The following is a 21,028-nucleotide window of genomic DNA, read 5'->3' as shown; positions in this document are numbered from 1 at the left end:
GGCGTCGATGATGCGCTTGCTGGTGCGGTTTTTCGGTTTCCTGTTCGCCGCGGGGACCGTGGTGTTCCTGGTCGGCGTAGCCGGTGTCGCGGGCGCGATCTGGCATTTCTCCAGGGACTTGCCCGACTACTCGCAGCTTCAGGATTACGAACCGCCGGTGATGACGCGCGTGCACGCATCTGACGGTGCGCTGCTCGGCGAGTATTCCAAGGAACGCCGCCTCTATTTGCCGATCCAGGCGATGCCAAAACTCGTCACCAACGCGTTCCTGGCGGCCGAGGACAAGAACTTCTACGAGCATGGCGGCATCGACTTTACCGGCATGGCGCGCGCGGCCGTGGTGTATGCGCAGAACTTTGGCTCCAATCGCCGCCCGCAAGGTGCGTCAACAATCACCCAGCAGGTCGCGAAGAACTTCCTTTTGACCAACGAAGTTTCCTTCACCCGCAAGATCAAGGAAGCCCTGCTGGCGATGCGCATCGAGCGCGCCTATTCCAAGGACCGCATCCTCGAACTCTATCTCAATGAAATCTATCTCGGCCTCGGTGCCTACGGCATCGCGGCGGCGTCGCTGGTCTATTTCGACAAATCGGTGAACGAGTTGACGGTTGCGGAAGCCTCGTATCTGGCAGCGCTGCCAAAAGCGCCGGCCATGCTGCACCCGGTTCGTAACCGCGATCGCGCGGTCGAGCGGCGCAATTACGTGATCGACCGCCTGCTGGAAAACGGCTGGATCAAGCAGGCCGATGCCGACAAGGCGCGCAAGGAGCCGCTGGTCGTGACCAGCCGGTCCAACGCCGCGCATATCTTTGCTGGTGAGTATTTCGCCGAAGAAGTCCGGCGCGACATCTTCGAGCGCTACGGCGAAAAGAAACTCTATGAAGGCGGCCTGTCGGTCCGCACCACGCTCGATCCGAAGCTGCAGGTGATGGCGCGCAAGACCGTGGCCGCCGGCCTCGTGAACTTTGACGAGGCCCAGGGTTGGCGCGGAGCCATGAGCAAGCTCGACATTTCCGGCGACTGGGGCGTCAAGCTCGCCGAAGTCAAATCGCTCAGCGACATCTCGCCGTGGCGGATGGCCGTGGTACTCGAGACCAGCGACCAGTCGGCCCGCATCGGTTTCCAGCCCAGCCGCGAACTGGGAGGCGCGATCTCCAAGGACCGGCAGACCGGCCTCATCACGCTGGAAGGTGTCCGATGGGCGAGGGCGGCTTCCGCCTCAGCTCGCGGCAAGGCGCCGGGCGCGGTCTCGCAAATTCTTGTCCCGGGCGACGTGATCTACGCCGATCCGCTGATCAAGGACGGCAATATAGTTGAAGGCCAGTATCGCCTGCGGCAATTGCCGGAAGTGTCCGGCGCCATGGTCGCGATGGATCCGTTGACCGGCCGCGTGCTCGCGATGGTCGGTGGCTTCTCGTTCGACCAGAGCCAGTTCAATCGCGCGACCCAGGCCTATCGACAGCCGGGATCGACGTTCAAGCCGCTGGTCTATTCGGCGGCGATGGACAATGGCTACACCCCGGCGACCATCATGGTCGACGGACCGATCGAGATCGATCAGGGGCAGGGCGCCGGCGTCTGGCGCCCGGAGAACTTTTCGGTTGGCAGTTATCGTGGCCCCATTACCCTACGTGAAGCGCTCAAATGGTCGGTCAACACAGTGACGGTGCGGTTGGCGCAGGATGTCGGCATGCCCTTGATCGGTGAATATGCCAAACGCTTCGGCGTCTATGAGGAATTGCCGAACTATCTTTCCTATGCGCTCGGCGCCGGCGAAACCACGGTCATGCGGATGGTCACGGCGTATTCGATGTTCGCCAACGGCGGCCGGCGGGTGAAGCCGACCCTGATCGACCGCATCCAGGACCGCTACGGACGTACGATTTTCAAACATGATGCGCGCGAGTGCCGCGGCTGCGACGCGCCGGGCGGCTGGAAGAATCAGCCCGAGCCGCAGCTTGTCGACCGCAGGGAGCAGGTGCTCGATTCGATGACGGCCTATCAGATCACCTCGATGCTGGAGGGGGTGGTGCAGGGCGGCACGGCGTCGGTGATGCGCGAGGTGGGCAAGCCGATCGCCGGCAAGACCGGCACCACCAGCGATGGAAAAGACGTCTGGTTCATCGGCTTTTCGCCGGATCTCGTCGTCGGTCTCTATCTTGGCTACGACAAGCCCCGCAGCCTGGGCAGGGCGGCGCAAGGCGGCCATACCGCCGCTCCGATCGTCAAAGAGTTCATGAAGCTCGCGCTCGCGGACAAGCCGGCGACGCCGTTCAAGATTCCCGCCGGCATCAGGCTGGTCCGTATCGATGCCAAGAGCGGCATGCGCCCCAACCCGGGCGAGGGCGGCCGCACCATCCTGGAAGCCTTCAAGCCGGGCACCGCGCCGCCGGATAATTATTCCCTCGTTGGCGTTACCGACCAGGATGGGCGCGTGCCACAGGAAATCCCGCCCGATGCCAGCAATATCATGCGTCCCGGAACCGGCCGGCTTTACTAGCAGCCGGTTTGCGGATTGCGCTTTGCGGCGCAGGCCGCTACATCCCTCGCAAGCCAAAGCGTTTTCGAGCGAAGTGGATACCGGTTCGCGCCAGGAAAACGCGTCCAACAAAAGACCACCAGTAGCGGTTCCAGCCGCAGACAGAAGAGACCATGCGCGCCGAAGTCGAACGCCTCGTAGAAGAGATCAAGCAGTCAGTCGGGCTGCTGAGGAGGCATCTTTGACGTCGAGAAATCGACGGCTCGCCTCGCCGAGCTGAACAAGCTCGCCGAAGATCCCAATCTCTGGAACGATCCCCAGAAAGCCCAGAAGCTGATGCAGGAGCGCACCTCGCTGGTGGATGCGCTCGAGGGCATCGGCAAGGTCGAGCGTGAGCTCGACGACAATGTCGAAATGATCGCGCTGGGCGAAGCCGAGAACGATGAAGGCGTGGTGGTCGAAGCCGAAAACGCGCTGAAAGCCCTGAAGAAGGAAGTCGCCCGCCGCGAGCTCGAAGCGCTGCTGTCGGGCGAGGCCGACAAGTTCGATTCCTATCTCGAGGTGCATGCCGGTGCCGGCGGCACCGAAAGCCAGGACTGGGCCGCGATGCTCTTGCGCATGTATACGCGCTGGGCCGAGAACCACGGCTTCAAGATCGAATATCTGGAAGAAACCCTCGGTGAAGAAGCCGGCCTCAAATCCGCGACCATCCAGATCAGCGGGCACAATGCCTATGGCTGGCTGAAGACGGAGGCGGGCGTGCATCGCCTGGTGCGGATCTCGCCGTTCGATTCCAACGCGCGCCGGCACACTTCGTTTTCGTCGGTCGCAATTTTTCCGGTGGTTGACGATTCGATCAAGATCGACATCAAGGAATCGGACGTGCGCACCGACACCATGCGCTCGGGCGGCGCCGGCGGGCAGCACGTCAACAAGACTGAGTCCGCGGTACGGCTGACGCATATTCCGACCGGCGTCGCCGTGGTCTGCCAGGCCGGCCGCTCACAGCACAAGAACCGCGCGCAAGCCTGGGACATGCTGCGCGCACGGCTCTACGAGATCGAACTGAAGCGGCGCGAGGAGCAGGCCGCCGCCGATCAGGCCGCCAAGACCGACATCGGCTGGGGCCACCAGATCCGCTCCTACGTGCTGCAGCCCTACCAGATGGTGAAAGACCTGCGCACCGGCGTGCAGACATCAGATACATCAGGTGTGCTCGACGGCGACCTCGACGAATTCATGGCGGCAACCCTGGCGCAGCGCGCGTTCGGCACCGCGCCCGGCGCTGTCGAGGATGTGGACTAGCCGATGACAAAGGTCGCCTTCATCGGGCTTGGGCGGATGGGCCACGGCATGGCCGGCCGCTATCTCGATGCAGGTTGTGCCGTTGCGGTGTGGAATCGCAGCAAGGCAAAAGCGGAAGATTTGATCGCGCGCGGCGCGCGCTGGGCCTCGTCGCCGGCCGACGCTGCTAACGGCGCCGATGCCGTCGTGACCATGGTCGCGGACGACGAGGCATCGCGTGCCGTCTGGCTCGGCAAGGATGGCGCGGCTGCAACGATGAAAGCGGGCAGCCTCGCGATCGAATGCTCGACGGTCTCGCATCAGCATGCGCTCGACATGGCGCGCGAGCTGCGCGGGCGCGGCCTGATCTATATCGATTGTCCCGTCACCGGCCTGCCGCAAGCGGCGGCCGCCGGCAAGTTGACCTTGCTCGTTGGCGCTGAACCTGCCGATCTCGATCGCGCGAAACCCTATCTGGCGCCGATCGGCGACGTGATCAGGCACTTCGGCGCGGTCGGCACCGGCACGGTCTTCAAGCTGATCAACAACATGATGGGCGCGGTGCAGATTGCTAGCCTCGCCGAAGGCATTGCCATGGCCGAGCAGGCCGGGCTCGACATGAACCTGGTGGCGGAGGCGCTCTCGACCGGCGCGGTGGCGAGCCCGCAGGTGATCCGCCATTCCAAACGCATGGTCGCGCGCGATTTCTCCGGCGCGTCGTTCACTGCGGCGCTTCGCCATAAGGATGCGGCCTATGCCGTGGCACTGGCCGAAACACTGCTGCCCGGCGTGCCTGTCAGCCGCGCCGCGCTTGCCGCCTATGAGAAGGCGAAGGCAAGCGCGCCCGACGATGACGAAGGCAAGATGATCGAGATCGTGTCGCAGTCGAAATAACCTTCGGAAATCGGGTGGACGGCGACGCGCGTCCGTCCTAGCTGGTTGTGCGATTTCATCAGGTTCTTGCGAAATGACAGTCAGCGACGGCCGGATCGATGCGCGTGACTGGGCGTTGCTCGCCGCATTGTCGGTGCTGTGGGGCGGATCGTTCTTCTTCAATGGCGTGGTGCTACGCGAACTGCCGCCCTTCACGCTCGTGCTGTTGCGCGTGCTGCTGGCCGCCATGATCCTGCTGCCGGTGCTTTGCGCGCAGCGACTGCCGTTTCCGAAGGGGTGGATGGGCTGGAGGCCGTTCTTCCTCGTCGCCTTGTTCAACAATGTACTGCCGTTCTCGCTGATCGTCACCGGACAGATGTACATCCCGAGCGGGCTGGCTTCGATCCTCAATGCCACCACGCCGCTGTTCACGGTGGCGGTGATGGCGGCGGCGGGCGAGGAGAAGCTCATCATCAGGCGTGTGGCCGGTGTGATCGTCGGCCTTGTCGGCGTCGTGATCCTTCGCGGCAGCGGCGTAGGCTTTGCCAGCGGGCAGGGGCTCGGCGTCCTGCTGTGCCTCGCGGCGGCGCTGAGCTACGGTATCTCGGCGCTGATAGCCCGCCGCGCGCTATCGGATTCGCCGCCGCTTGCTGCCGCCACGTTTCAATTAATGGCATCGAGCTTGATGATGGCTGTCGTCGCCGGCATTTTCGAGCGGCCGTGGCAATTGCCGATACCGGGCGCGGTGACATGGTTCGCGGTGCTCGGTCTTGCCGCATTATCGACGGCGCTGGCCTATATCGTCTTCTTTCAGGTGCTGCGGCGCTCAGGCGCCACCAATGTCATGCTGGTGACGCTGCTTGTGCCTGTTACGGCCATCCTGCTCGGCTCGCTTGTGCTCGGCGAGCAGATTTCGCCGCGTGAAATTGCGGGCGCGCTGGTGATCGGCAGCGCGCTGCTGTTGATCGACGGCCGCATGCTGAAGTTCTTTCAGCGATAAGCTACGCGCGACGGGCCTTCCATTGCGAGTACCAGCCCGTAAACCTTCGGCTGTCGCGCTCGTCACCATGCCAGGCTGCGGTCACCGTGCCGTCCCCTGCCACCAGCACCACGACATCGAGTCCCTTGGAACGGCGCAGCGTGTCGATCGCCTGCTGCGGGCTCTGGGCGATAGGACCCGCGACATTGAAGGATGTGTTGACGGACAGTTCGACGCCGATGTGGCGGCCGAGCGCCTTCAGATAGGCGTAGGTGAGAGGATCGTCGCCCGCGCGCACGATCTGGATGCGGCCGGTGCCATCGGCATGAATGACGGCCGGGATCTTTTCGCGCGCGTGCGGCTTCGAATGCGCCGTCAGCACCATGTAATTATAGGCGTTGTAATCGGCATCCGAGGCGCCGGGCAGCAGTTCGAAATATTCCTGGGCGGCCTCCAGCGTTGCCATCGGCGCGAGCGGGCGAATGGCCTCGCGGTATTTGACGCGCTCGTTGAGCCGCTCACGCGCCTTGGGATCGCAGGGGTTGGCGAGGATCGAGCGATGGCCGAGTGCGCGGGGGCCGGTTTCGGCCGCGCCTTGATACAGCGCGATTACACCGTTTTGCGCGACCATGAATGCCATCAGGTCGGCGACCGCGTCGAGGCCGTCAGGCGTCGAGATATCGCCGATGCGTTGCGAGGCGATGTCATCGGCCTCAAGCACGCTCGCAATGTCGTCCTGCGATGGCGGCGTGCCGCAATAGAACGCATGCGTCATCGGCGCGCCGCGCGGGGCGCCGGCGAGATGGGCAAACAGCCAGGCGGCGCCGATGGTGACGCCGGCATCGCCGGGGACCGGCGGCACCCACAGATGCAGCCGCGCGTGGCGCTGCTGGGCTTGGGCGAACCATGCCTGATCGAAATGTTCGAGCAGCCGCATATTGCCGACCGCGTTCAGCGCGACGCCGCCGGTCAATACCAGCCGGTTGGCGCCGGTCGTGCGCAACAAATGATCGACAACGTGGATCATGGCGTCCTCGAACACCAGTTGGGTCGCGGCCGCCTTGTCGAGGCGGTCTTTGGTGTCGGGGCGGTGATGGATGTCCTCGACACGCAGCACCGCATCCGGATTCCAGAGTTGGTCCGGCTTGAGCGGTTTGCCGAGTAACTCGGTGAGTGCCTGCTTGTAGGGATGATCGAAGGGGTCGCAATACCAGTGGGCCATCGCGCGGTTGAGCCGAACTTCGCCATCGCTGCCGAAATGCAAGACGTCGCGCAACCGCGCATAGTATCGATTGCTGGCGCGGTCCATGTCGCCCCACGCGGCGGCGCCCATATAGCGGCCCTCGCTGGAAAGCCAGGTCCAGCCTCCTTGCGTCGACGAGATCACGCTGTAGAACGCGCCGAGTGAATCGAACATGCTGTCGTTGCAGTAGAGCCGGCGCATCGCGCCATCCTCGACCACATAGAGCGAGATCGACCCCTGATCGCCGGTGCCGTCGAGCACCGCAATCGCCGTCGGCTCGCCATCGTCGGCAAACGGCGAGGCGGCGTAGGAAAACCAGGCGTGGTTGTCGTGATGCGGCAGGCAGATCAGCGGCACGCGCTCGGCAACCCCGAGCTGGCGGGCGAGGATTTTTGGCGTCCGCGTCATCTGGTCGAGGCGGCGGCCGTCGAAGCCGGCAGCCTCGGTGGTACGCACGAGCTTGAAACTCTGCGGCAGTTCCTCGATCACCGAGCGCGCCAGCGTGCCGGCGAGCGTCGGGTAATCCCAGCTCGTGAGCCAGGCATCGATATCGCCGATATCGCGGCCCATCTCCCGCAGCGTCGCCACCGCCGCGTCGATCGACAGTTCCGGATATTCCGTCGTGTGCTTGTTGCCCGAAAAGCGCTCTTCCTCGTTGTTGACGATCAGCCGTGGCCCGTCCGCCTGCGTCACCTCAACCAGCGCCAGACCCGAATTATGCGTGCCGGGTGCGCCGAGGCCAGCGAGATAGACCGTTTCGCCCCGCGCTAGCTTGTCGCGCACATGCGCGATCCGCGCATCGGCGAATTCCGAGCCGAGCTGGTGAAATCCCGCAAGCCCCATGGTTTTTGCCGCCAGCCAGCGCGCGAAGCGAAATCCGCCGGCAGCGAGCCTGGGATGTCGCGGACCAATTCGTGTGTTCTGTTTCAACCCTGTCCAACCTCTGGGCCCTGCACGCATGGGAATGACGCGAACCTGCATCAATCACAATTGCTGTTGGGCAACAATGGTGTTTCGTCATACGGAATAAGCGCATGCTTGCAAGCGTTGATGCGACTTGCGAGACTTGCCCGCAACAAGACTGAAAAAATAAGGGGGAGAAACCGATGCCGGTTCGCATGCAGAACCTTGTTGCCCTGACAGCGTTGGCCGTCGCCGCAATGGTTGCCACCGCGGCCGCCGCGCAGAAGAAGTACGATCCCGGCGCCAGTGATACCGAAATCAAGATCGGCAACATCATGCCTTATAGCGGCCCGGCGTCGGCCTACGGCACGATCGGCAAGGCGCAGGCGGCCTATTTCAACAAGATCAACGCCGAGGGCGGCATCAACGGCCGCAGGATCAATTTCATCAGCTATGACGACGCCTTCAGCCCGCCTAAGGCGGTCGAGCAGGCGCGCAAGCTGGTCGAAAGCGACGAGGTGCTCCTTATCTTCCAGCCGCTCGGCACGCAGTCGAACTCCGCCATCCAGAAATACATGAACGCCAGGAAGGTGCCGCAGCTCTTTGTCGCGACCGGCGCCACCAAATGGGGTGATCCGCAGAATTTTCCGTGGACGATGGGCTGGCAGCCGAATTACCAGAGCGAGGGGCGGATCTACGCCGCCTACATCCGAAAGAATTTCCCAAACGCCAAGATCGCGGCGCTCTGGCAGAATGACGATGCCGGCAAGGACCAGATGAAGGGCTTGCGCGACGGCCTTGGCGACAAGGCCAGCATGATCATTGCCGACAAATCCTACGAGGTCTCCGATCCCACCATCGATTCGCAGATCGTCGCGCTGAAGGATTCGGGTGCCGACATCATGATGACCTGGGCGGCGCCGAAGGGCGCGGCGCAGGCGATCCGCAAGGTCGCCGAGCTCGGCTGGAAGCCGGTCTATTTCCTCGGCAATGTCTCGACCTCGGTCGCTGCCGTTCTCAAGCCGGCCGGCCTCGATAATTCGAAAGGCATCATTTCAACCGCATATCTGAAGGATCCGACCGATCCATTGTGGAAGGACGACCCGGGCATCAAGAGCTGGCTTGCGTTCATGGACAAATATTTCCCTGACGGCGACAAGACCAACGCCAACAATATCTACGGCTATGCGACGGCACAGACCATGGTGCAGGTGCTGAAGCAGTGCGGCGACAATCTCACCCGGGAGAACGTGATGAAGCAGGCCGCAAGCCTGAAGGATTTCACCAGCGAGGTGCTGCTGCCCGGCATCAGGATCAACACGGCCGCCAACGACTTCTTTCCGATCGAGCAGATGCAGTTGATGAAATTCAACGGCGAAGCGTGGGAAGTTTTCGGCGACGTCATCACCGGCGAGGTCGGGCATTAGAGGACAAGGCACCACAGCGTGGTGCCTCCCCTCGACCGTCACTATCCCGGAATATCCGGCTCCACGAGCAATGCGAGCTGGGCGAGCGACTGTTGCCAGCCGAGATAGCAGGCTTCGACCGGAATTACCGTCGGCAAGTTCGTCTGTTCGATGTGGATCTCGGTTCCGACCGAAACCGCTTTCAGGGTCACAGTGACCTCAATGAGGCCAGGCAAATTGGGATCGTCGAAACGATCGGTGTAGCGGATACGCTCATTGGGCACGATTTCCAGATATTCTCCGCCGAACGAATGGCCTGAGTTCGTGGTGAAATTCGTGAACGACATCCTGAATGTGCCGCCAACCTTCGCCTCGAAATGGTGAACCTTGCAGGTGAAGCCATAGGGCGGCAGCCACTTGGCCATGGCTTCCGCATCGAGGAAGGCGCGGAAAACCTTCTCCGGCTTGGTGGCGAGGACACGATGCAAACGAACGGTATTGCCTTGGGACATGACGTTATTTTCTCCATTACCGAGCGGAGTATATCGCGGGATTTGGTTGGGTTGGCTCCGTCTCTGCTACAAGGACGCCTGGCCTCCCTGCGAGCCGACATCGGGCCAAAAAATTCACCGGCGCCGGCGCGAGCCGGTTCCGTTTTAGGTGACTGTGGAACTGCAAGGATAAAATAGAGGGAATACCCCGCGCGCGATCGACAAGCGAGCAAGTCGGTTCTGACGGCGCGATGCTAGCCCGCGCTGAGCCTGACGCCCGCGCGCAAAAACTTTTGCGGGTCGACGGCATCGCCGTCGATGCGCGTTTCATAGTGCAGGTGCGGACCGGTGGAGCGGCCGGTGGAGCCGACGGCGCCGATCACCTGGCCGATCCTGACGACGTCGCCGACCCTGACGTGAATTTCCGACAGGTGGCCGTAACGGGTCGACAACCCATTGCCGTGGTCGACCTCCACCATGCGGCCATAGCCGCCCATCCAACCCGACGATACGACCTTGCCGTTCGCGGTGACGCGGACGGGATCGCCGGTGGCGGCACGGAAATCGAGGCCGGTGTGCATGGCCGGGCGGCCGAGGAAGGGATCGCTGCGGACGCCAAAGCCCGAGGTGAATTCGACCTCGCCGATAACCGGCTTGCGGTAGGGCACCAGTGCCAGCGTCGCGTTGAGACGCTGCATCTGGAAGCGCGCGATGCTGATCCGGTAGAGCTGGCGCTCGAATGCGCCGGCATCGGCCGAAAGCTTCACCGGCACGAACGGGCCGCCGATGGCCGAGCGCGGCGTCGCCGCTTGGAGTTGCGCCATGTCGAGGCCGAGATCGGTGAATACGCCGCGCATCCGGCGGACGCGCGATTCCATGCTGTCCTCGACCGCGGTCAGTGCCGCCATCTGGCGCCGCTCGACGGAGTCGAGGGAGGTCTGCAGGCGGACCAAAACGTTGTCGAAGCCCTGAACCTTGGCAAACTGATTTGGCTGCGGCTTGACGATGGTGGGCGCGCGCGATTCCAGCCGCGCTTCGCGATCCGGCGGCGCCACGAAGATCACGGTGTCGCTGATCGGGGAGGGTTTTAGAGAACCGGAAGCCGGCGTCTCTGCCGCCGCGCCACGGCCCGGCGGGCGAACAGAACCGGTAGCCGCGGCGTCCGGGATCGCGCCAAGTGCAGTGGCGCGCGATTCGAGCGCGGTCTGGCGGCGCATGATCTGGTCGAGCTTCTGGTCGAACTGTTCCTGATCGAGCAACTGGCGGCTGGTGGTGCGGTCCACCTTGGCGCGCAGCTCCGCGATGCGATCTTCATAGGCATATTGCATCTCGGCCTGACGGGCGATCAGCCGGGTCAGGACATCGTCGCGAAACGCGAAATAGGTGGCGGTCGCCGCCGACCACATGCCGAGCAACACGATCGTGCCGACAACGATCCAGAACAGGACGGGGCCGAGCCGGACCTGCTTGCCGGCATGCACGATGGTGTAGCCGTCGCCGTCTATCGCTGCGGCCTTTGCCGCGGAGGGGGCGGGACGGTGGGGCGGCGTCCTGCCATGGTCGTGAGGATGGTGGTAGTCGGAATAATGATGACCGGAACGGTACGACATCGGCACTCCCGCGCCGGTCGGAGATGAGTTCCGTACGGCTCAATTTGCGGGGCCGATTTGACCCTTTCATGGTTAATTTTTGGGAAATGGAACCTGCCAAATCAGATGGCGCGGACGGCAGCCAGCACCTCGTCGGCATGGCCGTCGACCCGCACATTGCGCCAGATCTTGGCAATCCGTCCATCGGCGCCGATCACAACCGTCGTTCGAATGATTCCCATGAAGTTCCTGCCGTACATCGATTTTTCGCCCCAGGCGCCGTAGGCCTCCAGCATCTCATGTTGCTCATCCGAGATCAGAGGAACTGAAAGCTGGTGCTTCGTACGGAAGGACTCCTGGGCTTTTATGGTGTCTGCCGAGACGCCGAGCACCGCGGCTCCCTCGTCGGCAAACGCGTCCTTGAGACGCGTGAAGTCGATCGCTTCCCGCGTGCAGCCGGGGGTGTCGGCGCGGGGGTAAAAGAACAGCACCAGTTTCTTGCCCGTATAGTCAGCCAGCGAGACGCTGCCGCCGCCGTCGCGGGGCAGGCTGAAGGGGGGAGCCATCGCGCCTTCGACAAGTCCGGTTCCGGCAGCCGGTTTGGGCGCGTCCGATAGATTGGATTTTATTAACTGTTTCGATGTCGGCTTGTGCGAGGCTTTTGCTGACGTGGTTTTGGCCGCCTTGTCCGATTTCCTGGCGGCCGTCTTGGTGGCGGTTTTGGCTGCCTTGCTGGCTAGCTTGGCTGCAGGCTTTTTGGCCGATGTGGTCCCGCTGCGGCGAGCGGCCTTGCCGGGGGGCTTGCTGGGTGTCTTGGCCAAGACTGGTTTTTGGGCGGGCGTCTTGCGGCTTTCGGGGGATGGCTTGGAGGATTTCTTGCGCGTTTTCTTGGACATACGCCTTCCTTTCGTCGCTTTCCGCAGATCAACCATTAAGGTATTGCGGGTCTCGCCCTTGATCGTCGGATTCGCTCCGGCTGCTGGGCAAGTTTGATGACCCCGGAGTATGGTTACAAGGAATTCGACGCAACACCCGTCCGCTCGTCGATGGGGCCGCCCAGTCAACCCTTGAATCAACCCTTGGGCCCGACCACGAGTAACAGTATTAATCGAGGATTGGCAGCGATGCCGGCACAGGAGCGCTCGATAACGATCGAAGAGCGAGCCCTTGGCGGCGATCAACCTCAGTGCCGGCACCGAGAGGCAATGGCTAGCAACACTTCGCCCAAGGGGTCGAATCCGCGTGCCGAGGCCCACATCTCGCAGTGGGACGATGCGGCCGGCTGGGATCAAGAGCCCGATGAGGCGGCGCGCTCGCGTGCGCGGCGGCTGTTGTCGCATTCCGATTCCGGATTTCACCGGGCGGGAGACCGGTTTGCAGCGCTGCAGCGCTGGCTGACCGGCGAACGCTGGGTCAAGCGCCTGGCGATTGTGATCGGCGTGCTGGCAGTAATTTTCACCGGCTGCTTCGGCGGGCTGTGGTGGCGCCTCGGCGCCGGGCCGATCAATCTCGACGTGGCCACGCCATGGCTTGCGGCCGCGATCGAGGACAACATCGGCCACGGCAACACGGTTGCGGTCGGCGGTACGCAGATCGAGCGGGCCGGGCGGATTCGAATCGCGGTGCGCATCCGCGACATCGTGGTGCGCGACCGTGACCAGGTCATCGTTGCCACCGCGCCGAAGGCCGAGGTGAAACTATCCGGCACGGCGCTTCTGATGGGGCGGCTGCGCGCCGAAAGCCTCAATCTGGTCGACGCCGAACTAGCTGTGCGAATCACGCCGGATGGTCAGGTGACGGTGTCCGCCGGCGACACCGCCAAGCCGCTGGCGACAGGCGTCGCCTCCAAGCGCGACGCCGGCATGGCGCCGACATTCCCGCGCCAGGCGCCTGCACCCGCGCAGGGTGCTGTTGCGACGGCTCCCGACACGACGCAGAACGGACTGCTGGCCGGCCTCGACTGGCTCGACAGCCTCAGCCTCACCGGCCTTGACGGCCAGAATCTGAACGAGATCGGCCTGAAGAACGGCAATCTCGTCGTCGACGACCAGCAGCGCGGCAACAAATGGACGTTCGATAATATCAGCCTCAGCATGCGCCGGCCGAGCGGCGGCGGGGTCGCGGTGAGCCTGGGCGAGGAGGGCGCGCGCCCGTGGTCGCTCAAGGTCGTGGTCGGTCCGCAGCAGAACGGCGTGCGGTCGGTCGACCTTCGCGCCGACAAGGTACCGGCTGCCAACATCCTGCTGGCGATGCGGGTCAAGGACCTGACCTACAGCGCGGAATTGCCGCTCTCCGGCGAGTTGAAGGGCGAATTGGGCCGCGACGGCCTGCCGACCTATTTCCGCGGCAAGATCACCGCCGGCGCCGGAAACCTCATTGACACCGATACGCCCGACTATCCGATGGCGATCGATTCGGCAGAGATGAGCGTCGAATGGGACGCCGGACGGCGCGTGCTGGTGGCGCCCTTCAAGATCGTTTCCGGCGCGAACCGGATTACGTTACTGGGCCATCTCGAACCGCCGAACGGCGCGACCACCGAATGGCAGGCGGGCCTTAGCGGCGGCACGATCCTGCTGGCCGGCACCGACAACGAACCCCGCCGCTGATCTTCAATCGCATCGCGATCGGGCTGAAGTTCGACACCGACCGGAAGCGCGTGCTGCTCACCCAGGCCGATATCAGCAACGGCGAGATCGGCATCGCCGGCACCGGCAGCATCGACTATGCGAACGAGGCGCGGCTGCAACTTGGTTTCGCGGGCACGCCGATGTCGGCATCCGCACTGAAGCGGATGTGGCCGATCCTGATCGTGCCCGAAGTGCGCGAATGGGTGATCGAGCGGATCGAAAAGGGTACGCTTCAGCGCATCGAGGTCGGCGTCAACTCGCCGGTGCGTAATCTGTCGCGCAAGGGGCCGCCGATTCCGGATGATGGTCTCGCCGTCAACATCGTGGCCTCCGGCGTCACGGTTCGCCCAGTGGATGAAATGCCATCGGTTCGTGATGCCGACTTGAAGGCGCGGGTCACCGGCCGCACCGCGACAGTGACCATCGGACAGGGCATCGCCGATACGCCGGCCGGGCGCAAGATCAACATTTCGGATTTCACGTTCGAAGTGCCGGACATGGCGCCGAAGCCGTCGCCCTCGCGGGTGAAGTTCAGGGTCGATGCTCCGGTGCCGGCCGCCGCAGAGATTCTCGCCTCGGACCGCCTCAGCGACGTCTCCGGCACCTTGATCGATCCGAATTCCAGCAAGGGCAACCTCACCGCCTCCATTACGATGGGTATGCCGGTCAAGGGCTCAATGACCAAGGCCGACACCACCTACGCCGTCACGGCCGATCTCTCCGGGTTTGCCGCCGACAAGCTCGTGATGAACCAGAAACTGGAATCCAATGCGCTTAAGCTGGTCGCCAACAACACGGGCTACCAGGTCAAGGGCGACGTCAAGATCAACGGGCAGCCGGCCTCGCTCGACTACCGCAAGCTGAACGAGGGCGACGCCGACATCAGGCTGCAGGCGACGTTGGACGACGCCAGCCGCGCACGCCTCGGGATCGATCTCGGATCTGCCGTCAGCGGCTCCATCCCGATCAAGGTGATCGGCAAGATCGGCGAGAACGACAGCCGCGTCGGCATCGAGGCCGATCTGACCTCCCTGCGTCTCGACAACATCCTGCCCGGATGGGTCAAGCTGCCCGGCAAGTCGGGCAAGGCGACGTTCAACGTGGTGAAAAAGGAACAGTCGACGTTGTTCCAGGATATCGTGGTCGAAGGCGGCGGCGTTTCGATCAAGGGATCGCTGGAAGTTGACCAGAATGGCGAGCTGTTGAGCGCGAACTTCCCGGTCTATGCACCGTCGGACGGCGACAAGACCACGCTGAAGGCTGAACGCGGCGCCGACGGCGTCGTGAAGGTCACGATGCGCGGCGACGTGTTCGACGGCCGCGGCTTCCTCAAATCGGCGATCTCAGGCAAGGAGGCCGATCCCAAGAGCAAGTCCAGGAACATCGACCTCGACATCGACGTCAAGCTCGGCGCGGTGGCGGGCTTCAACGGCGAAGCGTTGCGCAGCGTCGATAGCAAGTTCTCCCGCCGCAACGGCATCGTGAAAAACTTCACGCTCTCCGGCAAGGTCGGACGCGACACGTCGGTGACGGCCGATTTGCGCGGCCGTGGACAGGGGCAGGGCCGGGACGTCATCATCCTGCAGACCAACGATGCGGGGGCTTTCTTCCGCTTCACCGACATGTACTCCAAGGTGATTGGCGGACAATTGTCCCTTGCGCTGGAGCCGCCAACGGTTGAACCCAGCGCCAAGGACGGCCTGATCAACGTCCGCGACTTTTCTATCAAGGGCGAGGCTTCGCTCGACCGCGTGGCCGCAGGTGGTTCTACCGGCACGCAGAGCGGGGTTTCCTTTACGGCGTTGCGCGCCGAGTTCACCCGGCAGAATGGACAGCTCGCGATCCGCGATGGTGTCGTAAAGGGACCGATGGTCGGGGCGACCATCGAAGGCAGCATCGATACCGTCGCCAATCAGGTTCGGATGAGCGGCACTTTCGTTCCGATGTACGGACTGAACAACATGTTCGGCCAGATTCCGGTGCTCGGCCTGTTCCTCGGCAACGGCAACAATGAAGGCCTGATCGGCGTGACCTATGAGGTCGTGGGCACGCCGGGCCAGCCCGTGCTGCGCGTCAATCCGATTTCGGCGATCTTTCCCGGCGTGACGCGAAAGATCATGGAGTTCAACACCGGCAAGCAGAACACCCCGATCGAATTTCCGCCGAACAACTAGTCAAGCCGCGCTGCGACCGGTCGCGCTGCGCGTTCGGCCGAAATCACAATCACTGTTCCGGCCTGCTTGCCAAGCAAGGATCAAGGAGGACGTGGTTGGCGTCGCGTCGCCGATATCCGCCCTTAACGATGACCCTCTCGCCAACCGTCATGCCGTTGGATTGGTAGGTCACGCACATGATCCGGATATCCGGCAATGAACACAGCACGAGATACCACAACACCTGATCCGTCTGCACGGCCGTGAGGCTGCCGACCACGGATAGATCGATCCGGTAGTCGAGTTCAGGAATTCCTTCTGCCATCCGCCTCACATCTCGGCATTCGGCTGGCATCCGCACGGGCTGCTCCGCTACGGAAAATGCGGGCCGGTTGGCGAACAACTCCTCCGAGGCGATCAATGGAGACAAACCCGGTACGCCAACGCACAGCGGGATGATTGCTATCGACAATCCGCCAATCGTTACCGCTCGCATTTCTTACCTAGCCGGATGTTGTCGCCGAGACCGCGCGCGCGACCGAAGCCACGATAGCATTCTGTTGCTCGAAAGAAACAGTAGCGCCCGTCAGATAGACCGCAATCACCATGGGGGCGGCGCTGGGTGGCCAGACCACGGCGACGTGGTTGTTCGTGCCTCGTCCGCCTGTGCCGGTCTTGTCTCCGATACGCCAGCGTTTTGCAAAACCGGCACGCAGTCGCATGTCGCCGGTTTTGTTGGCGATCAACCATGCCGTCAGTTGCTCACGCGATGCAGCCGACAGCGCTGTCGTCCCAAGAATGAGGGCCTGCAAATTCGAAGCCATCGCATTCGGTGTCGTAGTATCGCGGGGATCGTCGGGCAAAGCCTCGTTGAGCGAGGGCTCATCCCGGTCCAGCCGCGTGACCTGGTCACCCAGGCTTCGTGCGAAGGCCGTCAGTCCCGGAGGTCCGCCAATGCTGGCGAGCAGCAGATTGCCGGCCGTATTGTCGCTCCGAGTTAGCGCCGCATCGCAAATCTCAGCGAGCGTCATGCCATCGCCGCCGACACGCTTTTCAGTTACGGGTGAGTTCACGACGAGTGCGGACGCGTCGAAGGTTATGCGCCGTGTCAACTGTTCCTTGCCTGCATCTATCCGCGCCAAAGTCGCCGCGGCTGCGAGCACTTTGAAGGTGCTGCACATCGGAAACCGCTCGTCGCCCCGATGGACATGGCGGGCATCCGTTGCTGTCTCGAGGACACAAACGCCCAGCCGGCCGCCACTTTCGCTCTCCAGGCGCTTGATCTCATCGATCAGTCGTTGATCTGCGGTTGATGCGCGCACGGCTTTTATCCGCGCGCTCAAAGCAGTCGCTATCAGCACTGTGCCGAACCCAAGCTGGAACTGTCTTCTGGTAATCACTACGAATCCCTCCTTGCTGCGAGCAGGAAAGTGCCCATCGGCTGCTGTCTTGACAAACGATCAGTTCTGCGGGCAGGCATAAGAAAAACCAGGGACAAGTAATGCGACGCCGGATGAAGCTTTCGCACCTTCCGCTCAACGCACTGCGGGCCTTTGAAGCAACAGCGCGCCACTTGAGTTTCACCCGTGCCGGCCTGGAACTTCGCGTCACGCAGGCAGCGGTCAGTCAGCATGTGAAAGTGCTGGAGGACCGGCTTGGCGTACAGTTGTTTCGCCGGCTGCCGCGCGGCGTCGCGCTCACCGATGAAGGACAATCGCTGCTACCAAGCATCGTCGAGGCCTTTGGCCGGCTCAGCGAAACGCTCAACCGTTTTGAAGATGGTCGCTACCAGGACGTCATCACGGTCGGCGTGGTCGGTACCTTCGCTTCGGGATGGCTGCTGCCGCGGCTTGACGATTTCAGAAACGCGTATCCGCGGATCGATTTGCGCCTGTTCACCAACAACAATCGTATCGATATCGCCGGTGAGGGCCTCGATTACGCGATCAGGTTTGGCGATGGGCTCTGGCATGGCACCGAGGCGACCCACTTGATGGGGGCGCCATTTACGGCGTACTGCGCGCCTGCACTGGCTCGCCGGCTTAGCCGGCCGGCCGATCTCAAGCGCGAGGTGCTGCTGCGTTCCTACCGACAGGAGGAATGGCCGCGCTGGTTTGCGGCGGCGGGACTGCAGAGTCCGGTTCTCAAGGGAATGGTGTTCGATTCATCGATCACGATCGCCAGCGCAGCAGCGCGCGGCTTCGGCGTTGCGTTGTTGCCGGGGGCATTGTTTCAGGATGAGGTCCGAAAACGTCGACTCGTACGTCCATTCAAGATCGAAGTGGGACTCGGCGATTATTGGATTACCTCGTTGCATTCCCGGCGACCGTCGCCCGCGATGCTCTCATTCAAGAGTTGGCTGCTCGAGACGATGGCGGCAACAAGCAGGGTCCAGGCAATCAGGCCGGGGCTTAGCTAGCTAGCGCCGCAGCGCCGGCACGACGAGGAACGGGATCATTCCGAGCACGACGGCCACCAGCGCGAAGGCGATCACGGGATTATAGCTGTGGGTCCAGTCGTGGATCAGGCCGCCGGCCCAGGCGCCGAGCCCTGAGCCAAGACCGCTGCCGATCGAGATCGTGCCGTAGATGGTGCCGACCCGCTCGCCGCGGAAGATCTTCATCGCGGTCGCCGTGATCAGCGGGCCGCGCGAACCGATCATGCTGCCGAAGGTCACCACGAAAGCCGCGAGCAGCCAGAAGTTCGGATAGTACTGCAGCAGCCACAGCAGAATGATGCCGACGATCGAGATGGCGTAGCTGAGCAGCACTGACGGTCTTCGTCCGATCATCGCATCGAGCTGCGTCACCCCCAGCATGCCGAACAGCAGCACGACGCCGGAAAAGCCCCAGGCGGTTGCGGCCTGCAGCGGCGGGAAGCCGGCGTCGATAAGGTAGGCGACGATCTGCGCCGAGATCGCGTACATGCCGATTGCCGTGAAGAAGAAGGTTGAAAACAGCGCCCAGAACGCGTGGTGGCGCATCGCGCTGACCAGCGTCCAGCCCTCATCGACGAAACCAGGGTCGGCCTGTTTGGCGATGTGCGGCGAGCCGGTTGAGAACAGCCGCCATGGTAGCAGCAACAGCGGCACCAACAAGCACAGCGCAATGATGCCGAAGATCTGGTGGGCGCCGCGCCATCCGACCTGGTCGATCAGGATTTGCGACGCCGGCAGAAGGACCAAAACGCCTGCGCCGGTTGCGGAATAGACGATCGCCATCGCCGTCGGCAACCGCGGGCCGAACCAGCGGCCGAGCAGAATCGAATTCGGCACGTTGCCGATGAAGGCGATGCCGATCCCGACGCAGAGGCCAACGCTCAACTGGAATTGCCACAGCGCCTGCGCCTGCGAGGCCGCCAGGAACGCGCCGCCGAGCAGCAGCAGTCCCAGCGAATAGACGGTGCGAGGGCCGTAGCGATCGAATAGCCGGCCGACCACCGGCGCCGTCAGCCCGCCGGCGAGCCAGGTCAGCGAATAGACCGAGACCACTGCCGCGCGGTCCCAGCCGAAATTCTCAGAGATCGGTTTGAGGAAAACCGTAAAGCTCTCGCCGAGGCCGCGGCCGAGCAGCGCCAGCGTAAAGCACAGCGCCAGCACGTTGAGCGCAACCCGCTCCGGCTTGTGCGGTCTGGCTAACGCATCTCCCTCTGGCGTCTTGTTGTCCATGGGACGCAGGGAGCGCGTTTCCGCAGTTCCCCGCAAGCATCAAAAGCGAATGCGCCTATGCAGGCCCGATCAGGCGGGTTTCAGCAGGACGTGCTTTTTCTTCCCCATGGAAAGCTTGATGACGCCTTCCGGCGTGAGGTTGGAGGGCGTCAGGACCATCTTCTCGTCGGTCACGGCGGCATCGTTGACGCGCAAGCCGCCGCCCTTGATCTGGCGCCGTGCTTCGCCGTTCGAGGCCACGAGGCCCGCTTTCACGAACAGCCCCAGCACGCCGGCGCCAGTTTCGAGCTCGCCACGCGAAACTTCCACTGTGGGCAGGCTCTCTGCGATCGCGCCTTGCTCAAAGGTTTGCCGGGCGGTTTCTGCGGCCGTGTCGGCGGCCTCGCGGCCGTGCAACAGCGCGGTCGCTTCCGTCGCCAGCACCTTCTTGGCCTCGTTGATCTCGCCACCCTGCAATGTCGCGAGCTTTGCGATCTCGCTAATCGGCAGAATCGTGAACAGCTTTAGAAACTTGACGACGTCGGCGTCCTCGACGTTGCGCCAGTATTGCCAGAAATCGTAGGGCGAGAACTGGTCGGCATTGAGCCACACCGCGCCCTGCGCGGTCTTGCCCATCTTGGCGCCCGACGCTGTCGTCAAGAGCGGTGTCGTCAGCGCGAACAGTTGCGGCGCGCCCATGCGACGGCCGAGATCGACGCCCATCACGATGTTGCCCCATTGATCGGAGCCGCCCATCTGCAGGCGGCATCCGGTGCGCCGCGCCAGTTCGACGAAGTCGTAGGCCTGGCAGACCATGTAGTTGAACTCGATGAAGCTCATCTCCTGCTCGCGCTCGAGCCGAAGCCGCACCGAGTCCATCGTCAGCATGCGGTTGACGGAGAAGTGCCGGCCGACGTCGCGCAGCATTTCGATGTAGTTCAGTTTCGTCAGCCACTCGGCATTGTCGAGCATGATGGCATCGCTCGGGCCCGAACCGTAGCGAAGTACCTTCGCGAACACGCCGCGGATCGAGGCCTTGTTGGCCTCGATTTCCTCGATCGACCGGATCGCCCGCGACTCGTCCTTGCCGGAGGGGTCGCCGACCATGGTGGTGCCGCCGCCCATCAGGGTGATCGGCTTGTTGCCGCTCTGCTGCAGCCAGTGCAGCATCATCATGGTGAGGTAATTGCCGATATGCAGCGACGGCGCCGTGCAGTCGTAACCGACATAGGCGGTCGCCTGACCCTTTGCGGCCAATGCGTCCAGGCCCTCGAAATCGGAACACTGGTGGATGAAGCCGCGTTCCCTTAAAATGTTCAGGAAATCTGATTTAAATGCGGTCATGACGGGCT

The 21,028-nt window shown here is 63.1% G+C and carries 14 protein-coding genes and 1 pseudogene; 7 read left to right on the top strand and 8 right to left on the bottom strand.

The annotated features are described in order from the left end of the window. The first annotated feature begins 10 nt into the window (after nt 1–10). The 4 genes from V1288_RS28890 to V1288_RS28875 all read left to right on the top strand — a co-directional run bounded on the left by V1288_RS28890 (nt 11) and on the right by V1288_RS28875 (nt 5,636). A complete protein-coding gene (locus tag V1288_RS28890; RefSeq protein ID WP_334361430.1) occupies nt 11–2,500 on the top strand; it encodes a penicillin-binding protein 1A in 2,490 nt (829 codons plus the stop codon). Nucleotides 2,501–2,652: 152 nt separating this feature from the next. Continuing rightward, a protein-coding gene (gene prfB / locus V1288_RS28885) for a peptide chain release factor 2 (RefSeq protein WP_334360255.1) occupies nt 2,653–3,784 on the top strand; the annotation gives its coding sequence in 2 pieces (ribosomal slippage) (nt 2,653–2,721 and nt 2,723–3,784; 1,131 coding nt in all). Between the two features lie 3 nt (nt 3,785–3,787). After that, complete coding sequence (locus V1288_RS28880; RefSeq protein WP_334360254.1) at nt 3,788–4,657, top strand: NAD(P)-dependent oxidoreductase; 870 nt, start codon at nt 3,788–3,790, stop codon at nt 4,655–4,657. A 73-nt stretch (nt 4,658–4,730) separates the two neighbouring features. After that, the gene (locus V1288_RS28875) at nt 4,731–5,636 is read left to right on the top strand and encodes a DMT family transporter (protein WP_334360253.1); all 906 of its coding nucleotides are present in this window, start codon (nt 4,731–4,733) and stop codon (nt 5,634–5,636) included. Nucleotide 5,637: 1 nt separating this feature from the next. Here the strand turns inward: V1288_RS28875 and V1288_RS28870 are convergent, their stop codons facing one another. Beyond that, the gene (locus V1288_RS28870) at nt 5,638–7,788 is read right to left on the bottom strand and encodes a carbamoyltransferase C-terminal domain-containing protein (protein WP_334360252.1); all 2,151 of its coding nucleotides are present in this window, start codon (nt 7,786–7,788) and stop codon (nt 5,638–5,640) included. A gap of 176 nt (nt 7,789–7,964) precedes the next feature. On the opposite strand from V1288_RS28870, the gene V1288_RS28865 reads away from it, so the two are divergent. Continuing rightward, the gene (locus V1288_RS28865) at nt 7,965–9,188 is read left to right on the top strand and encodes an ABC transporter substrate-binding protein (protein ID WP_334360251.1); all 1,224 of its coding nucleotides are present in this window, start codon (nt 7,965–7,967) and stop codon (nt 9,186–9,188) included. A 41-nt stretch (nt 9,189–9,229) separates the two neighbouring features. On the opposite strand, the gene V1288_RS28860 is transcribed toward V1288_RS28865, so the two are convergent. From V1288_RS28860 to V1288_RS28850, 3 genes are all read right to left on the bottom strand, one after another. Continuing rightward, a complete protein-coding gene (locus V1288_RS28860) occupies nt 9,230–9,679 on the bottom strand; it encodes an SRPBCC family protein (protein ID WP_334360250.1) in 450 nt (149 codons plus the stop codon). Nucleotides 9,680–9,912: 233 nt separating this feature from the next. Continuing rightward, a complete protein-coding gene (locus V1288_RS28855) occupies nt 9,913–11,268 on the bottom strand; it encodes a peptidoglycan DD-metalloendopeptidase family protein (RefSeq protein ID WP_334360249.1) in 1,356 nt (451 codons plus the stop codon). A gap of 101 nt (nt 11,269–11,369) precedes the next feature. Then, a complete protein-coding gene (locus V1288_RS28850) occupies nt 11,370–12,143 on the bottom strand; it encodes a peroxiredoxin (protein WP_334360248.1) in 774 nt (257 codons plus the stop codon). A 228-nt stretch (nt 12,144–12,371) separates the two neighbouring features. Between V1288_RS28850 and V1288_RS28845 the strand changes: the two are divergent. After that, a pseudogene (locus V1288_RS28845) lies at nt 12,372–16,051 on the top strand (YhdP family protein). 49 nt (nt 16,052–16,100) lie between these two features. Here V1288_RS28845 and V1288_RS28840 read toward each other — a convergent pair. Together V1288_RS28840 and bla are read right to left on the bottom strand one after the other, a co-directional pair. Next, on the bottom strand, nt 16,101–16,502 hold the full coding sequence (locus tag V1288_RS28840; protein ID WP_334360247.1) for a hypothetical protein: 402 nt from the start codon (nt 16,500–16,502) through the stop codon (nt 16,101–16,103). A 31-nt stretch (nt 16,503–16,533) separates the two neighbouring features. Then, a complete protein-coding gene (gene bla, locus V1288_RS28835) occupies nt 16,534–17,430 on the bottom strand; it encodes a class A beta-lactamase (protein WP_334360246.1) in 897 nt (298 codons plus the stop codon). Between the two features lie 113 nt (nt 17,431–17,543). On the opposite strand from bla, the gene V1288_RS28830 reads away from it, so the two are divergent. Then, entirely contained in the window at nt 17,544–18,449 is a 906-nt protein-coding gene (locus tag V1288_RS28830) for a LysR family transcriptional regulator (protein ID WP_334360245.1), read from the top strand. On the opposite strand, the gene V1288_RS28825 is transcribed toward V1288_RS28830, so the two are convergent. Both V1288_RS28825 and tyrS read right to left on the bottom strand, forming a co-directional pair. Next, a complete protein-coding gene (locus V1288_RS28825; protein ID WP_334360244.1) occupies nt 18,450–19,697 on the bottom strand; it encodes an MFS transporter in 1,248 nt (415 codons plus the stop codon). Nucleotides 19,698–19,766: 69 nt separating this feature from the next. After that, nucleotides 19,767–21,020, bottom strand: coding sequence for a tyrosine--tRNA ligase (gene tyrS / locus V1288_RS28820; protein WP_334360243.1), 1,254 nt, complete (start codon nt 21,018–21,020; stop codon nt 19,767–19,769). Nucleotides 21,021–21,028 lie beyond the last annotated feature (8 nt).

It is taken from the genome of Bradyrhizobium sp. AZCC 2176 (assembly GCF_036924645.1).
GTDB lineage: Bacteria > Pseudomonadota > Alphaproteobacteria > Rhizobiales > Xanthobacteraceae > Bradyrhizobium.
The sequence above is the reverse complement of the archived record's forward strand: the minus strand, read 5'-3'. Positions and strand labels throughout refer to the sequence as shown.

Excerpts from the sequence above, each read along its gene's own strand:
- V1288_RS28860 (WP_334360250.1), bottom strand. The coding sequence starts at position 9,679 with ATGTCCCAAGGCAATACCGTTCGTTTGCATCGTGTCCTCGCCACCAAG.
- V1288_RS28850 (WP_334360248.1), bottom strand. The coding sequence starts at position 12,143 with ATGTCCAAGAAAACGCGCAAGAAATCCTCCAAGCCATCCCCCGAAAGC.
- V1288_RS28855 (WP_334360249.1), bottom strand. The coding sequence starts at position 11,268 with ATGTCGTACCGTTCCGGTCATCATTATTCCGACTACCACCATCCTCAC.
- V1288_RS28890 (WP_334361430.1), top strand. The coding sequence starts at position 11 with ATGCGCTTGCTGGTGCGGTTTTTCGGTTTCCTGTTCGCCGCGGGGACC.
- V1288_RS28875 (WP_334360253.1), top strand. The coding sequence starts at position 4,731 with ATGACAGTCAGCGACGGCCGGATCGATGCGCGTGACTGGGCGTTGCTC.
- tyrS (WP_334360243.1), bottom strand. The coding sequence starts at position 21,020 with ATGACCGCATTTAAATCAGATTTCCTGAACATTTTAAGGGAACGCGGC.
- V1288_RS28880 (WP_334360254.1), top strand. The coding sequence starts at position 3,788 with ATGACAAAGGTCGCCTTCATCGGGCTTGGGCGGATGGGCCACGGCATG.
- V1288_RS28825 (WP_334360244.1), bottom strand. The coding sequence starts at position 19,697 with ATGGACAACAAGACGCCAGAGGGAGATGCGTTAGCCAGACCGCACAAG.
- V1288_RS28865 (WP_334360251.1), top strand. The coding sequence starts at position 7,965 with ATGCCGGTTCGCATGCAGAACCTTGTTGCCCTGACAGCGTTGGCCGTC.
- V1288_RS28830 (WP_334360245.1), top strand. The coding sequence starts at position 17,544 with ATGAAGCTTTCGCACCTTCCGCTCAACGCACTGCGGGCCTTTGAAGCA.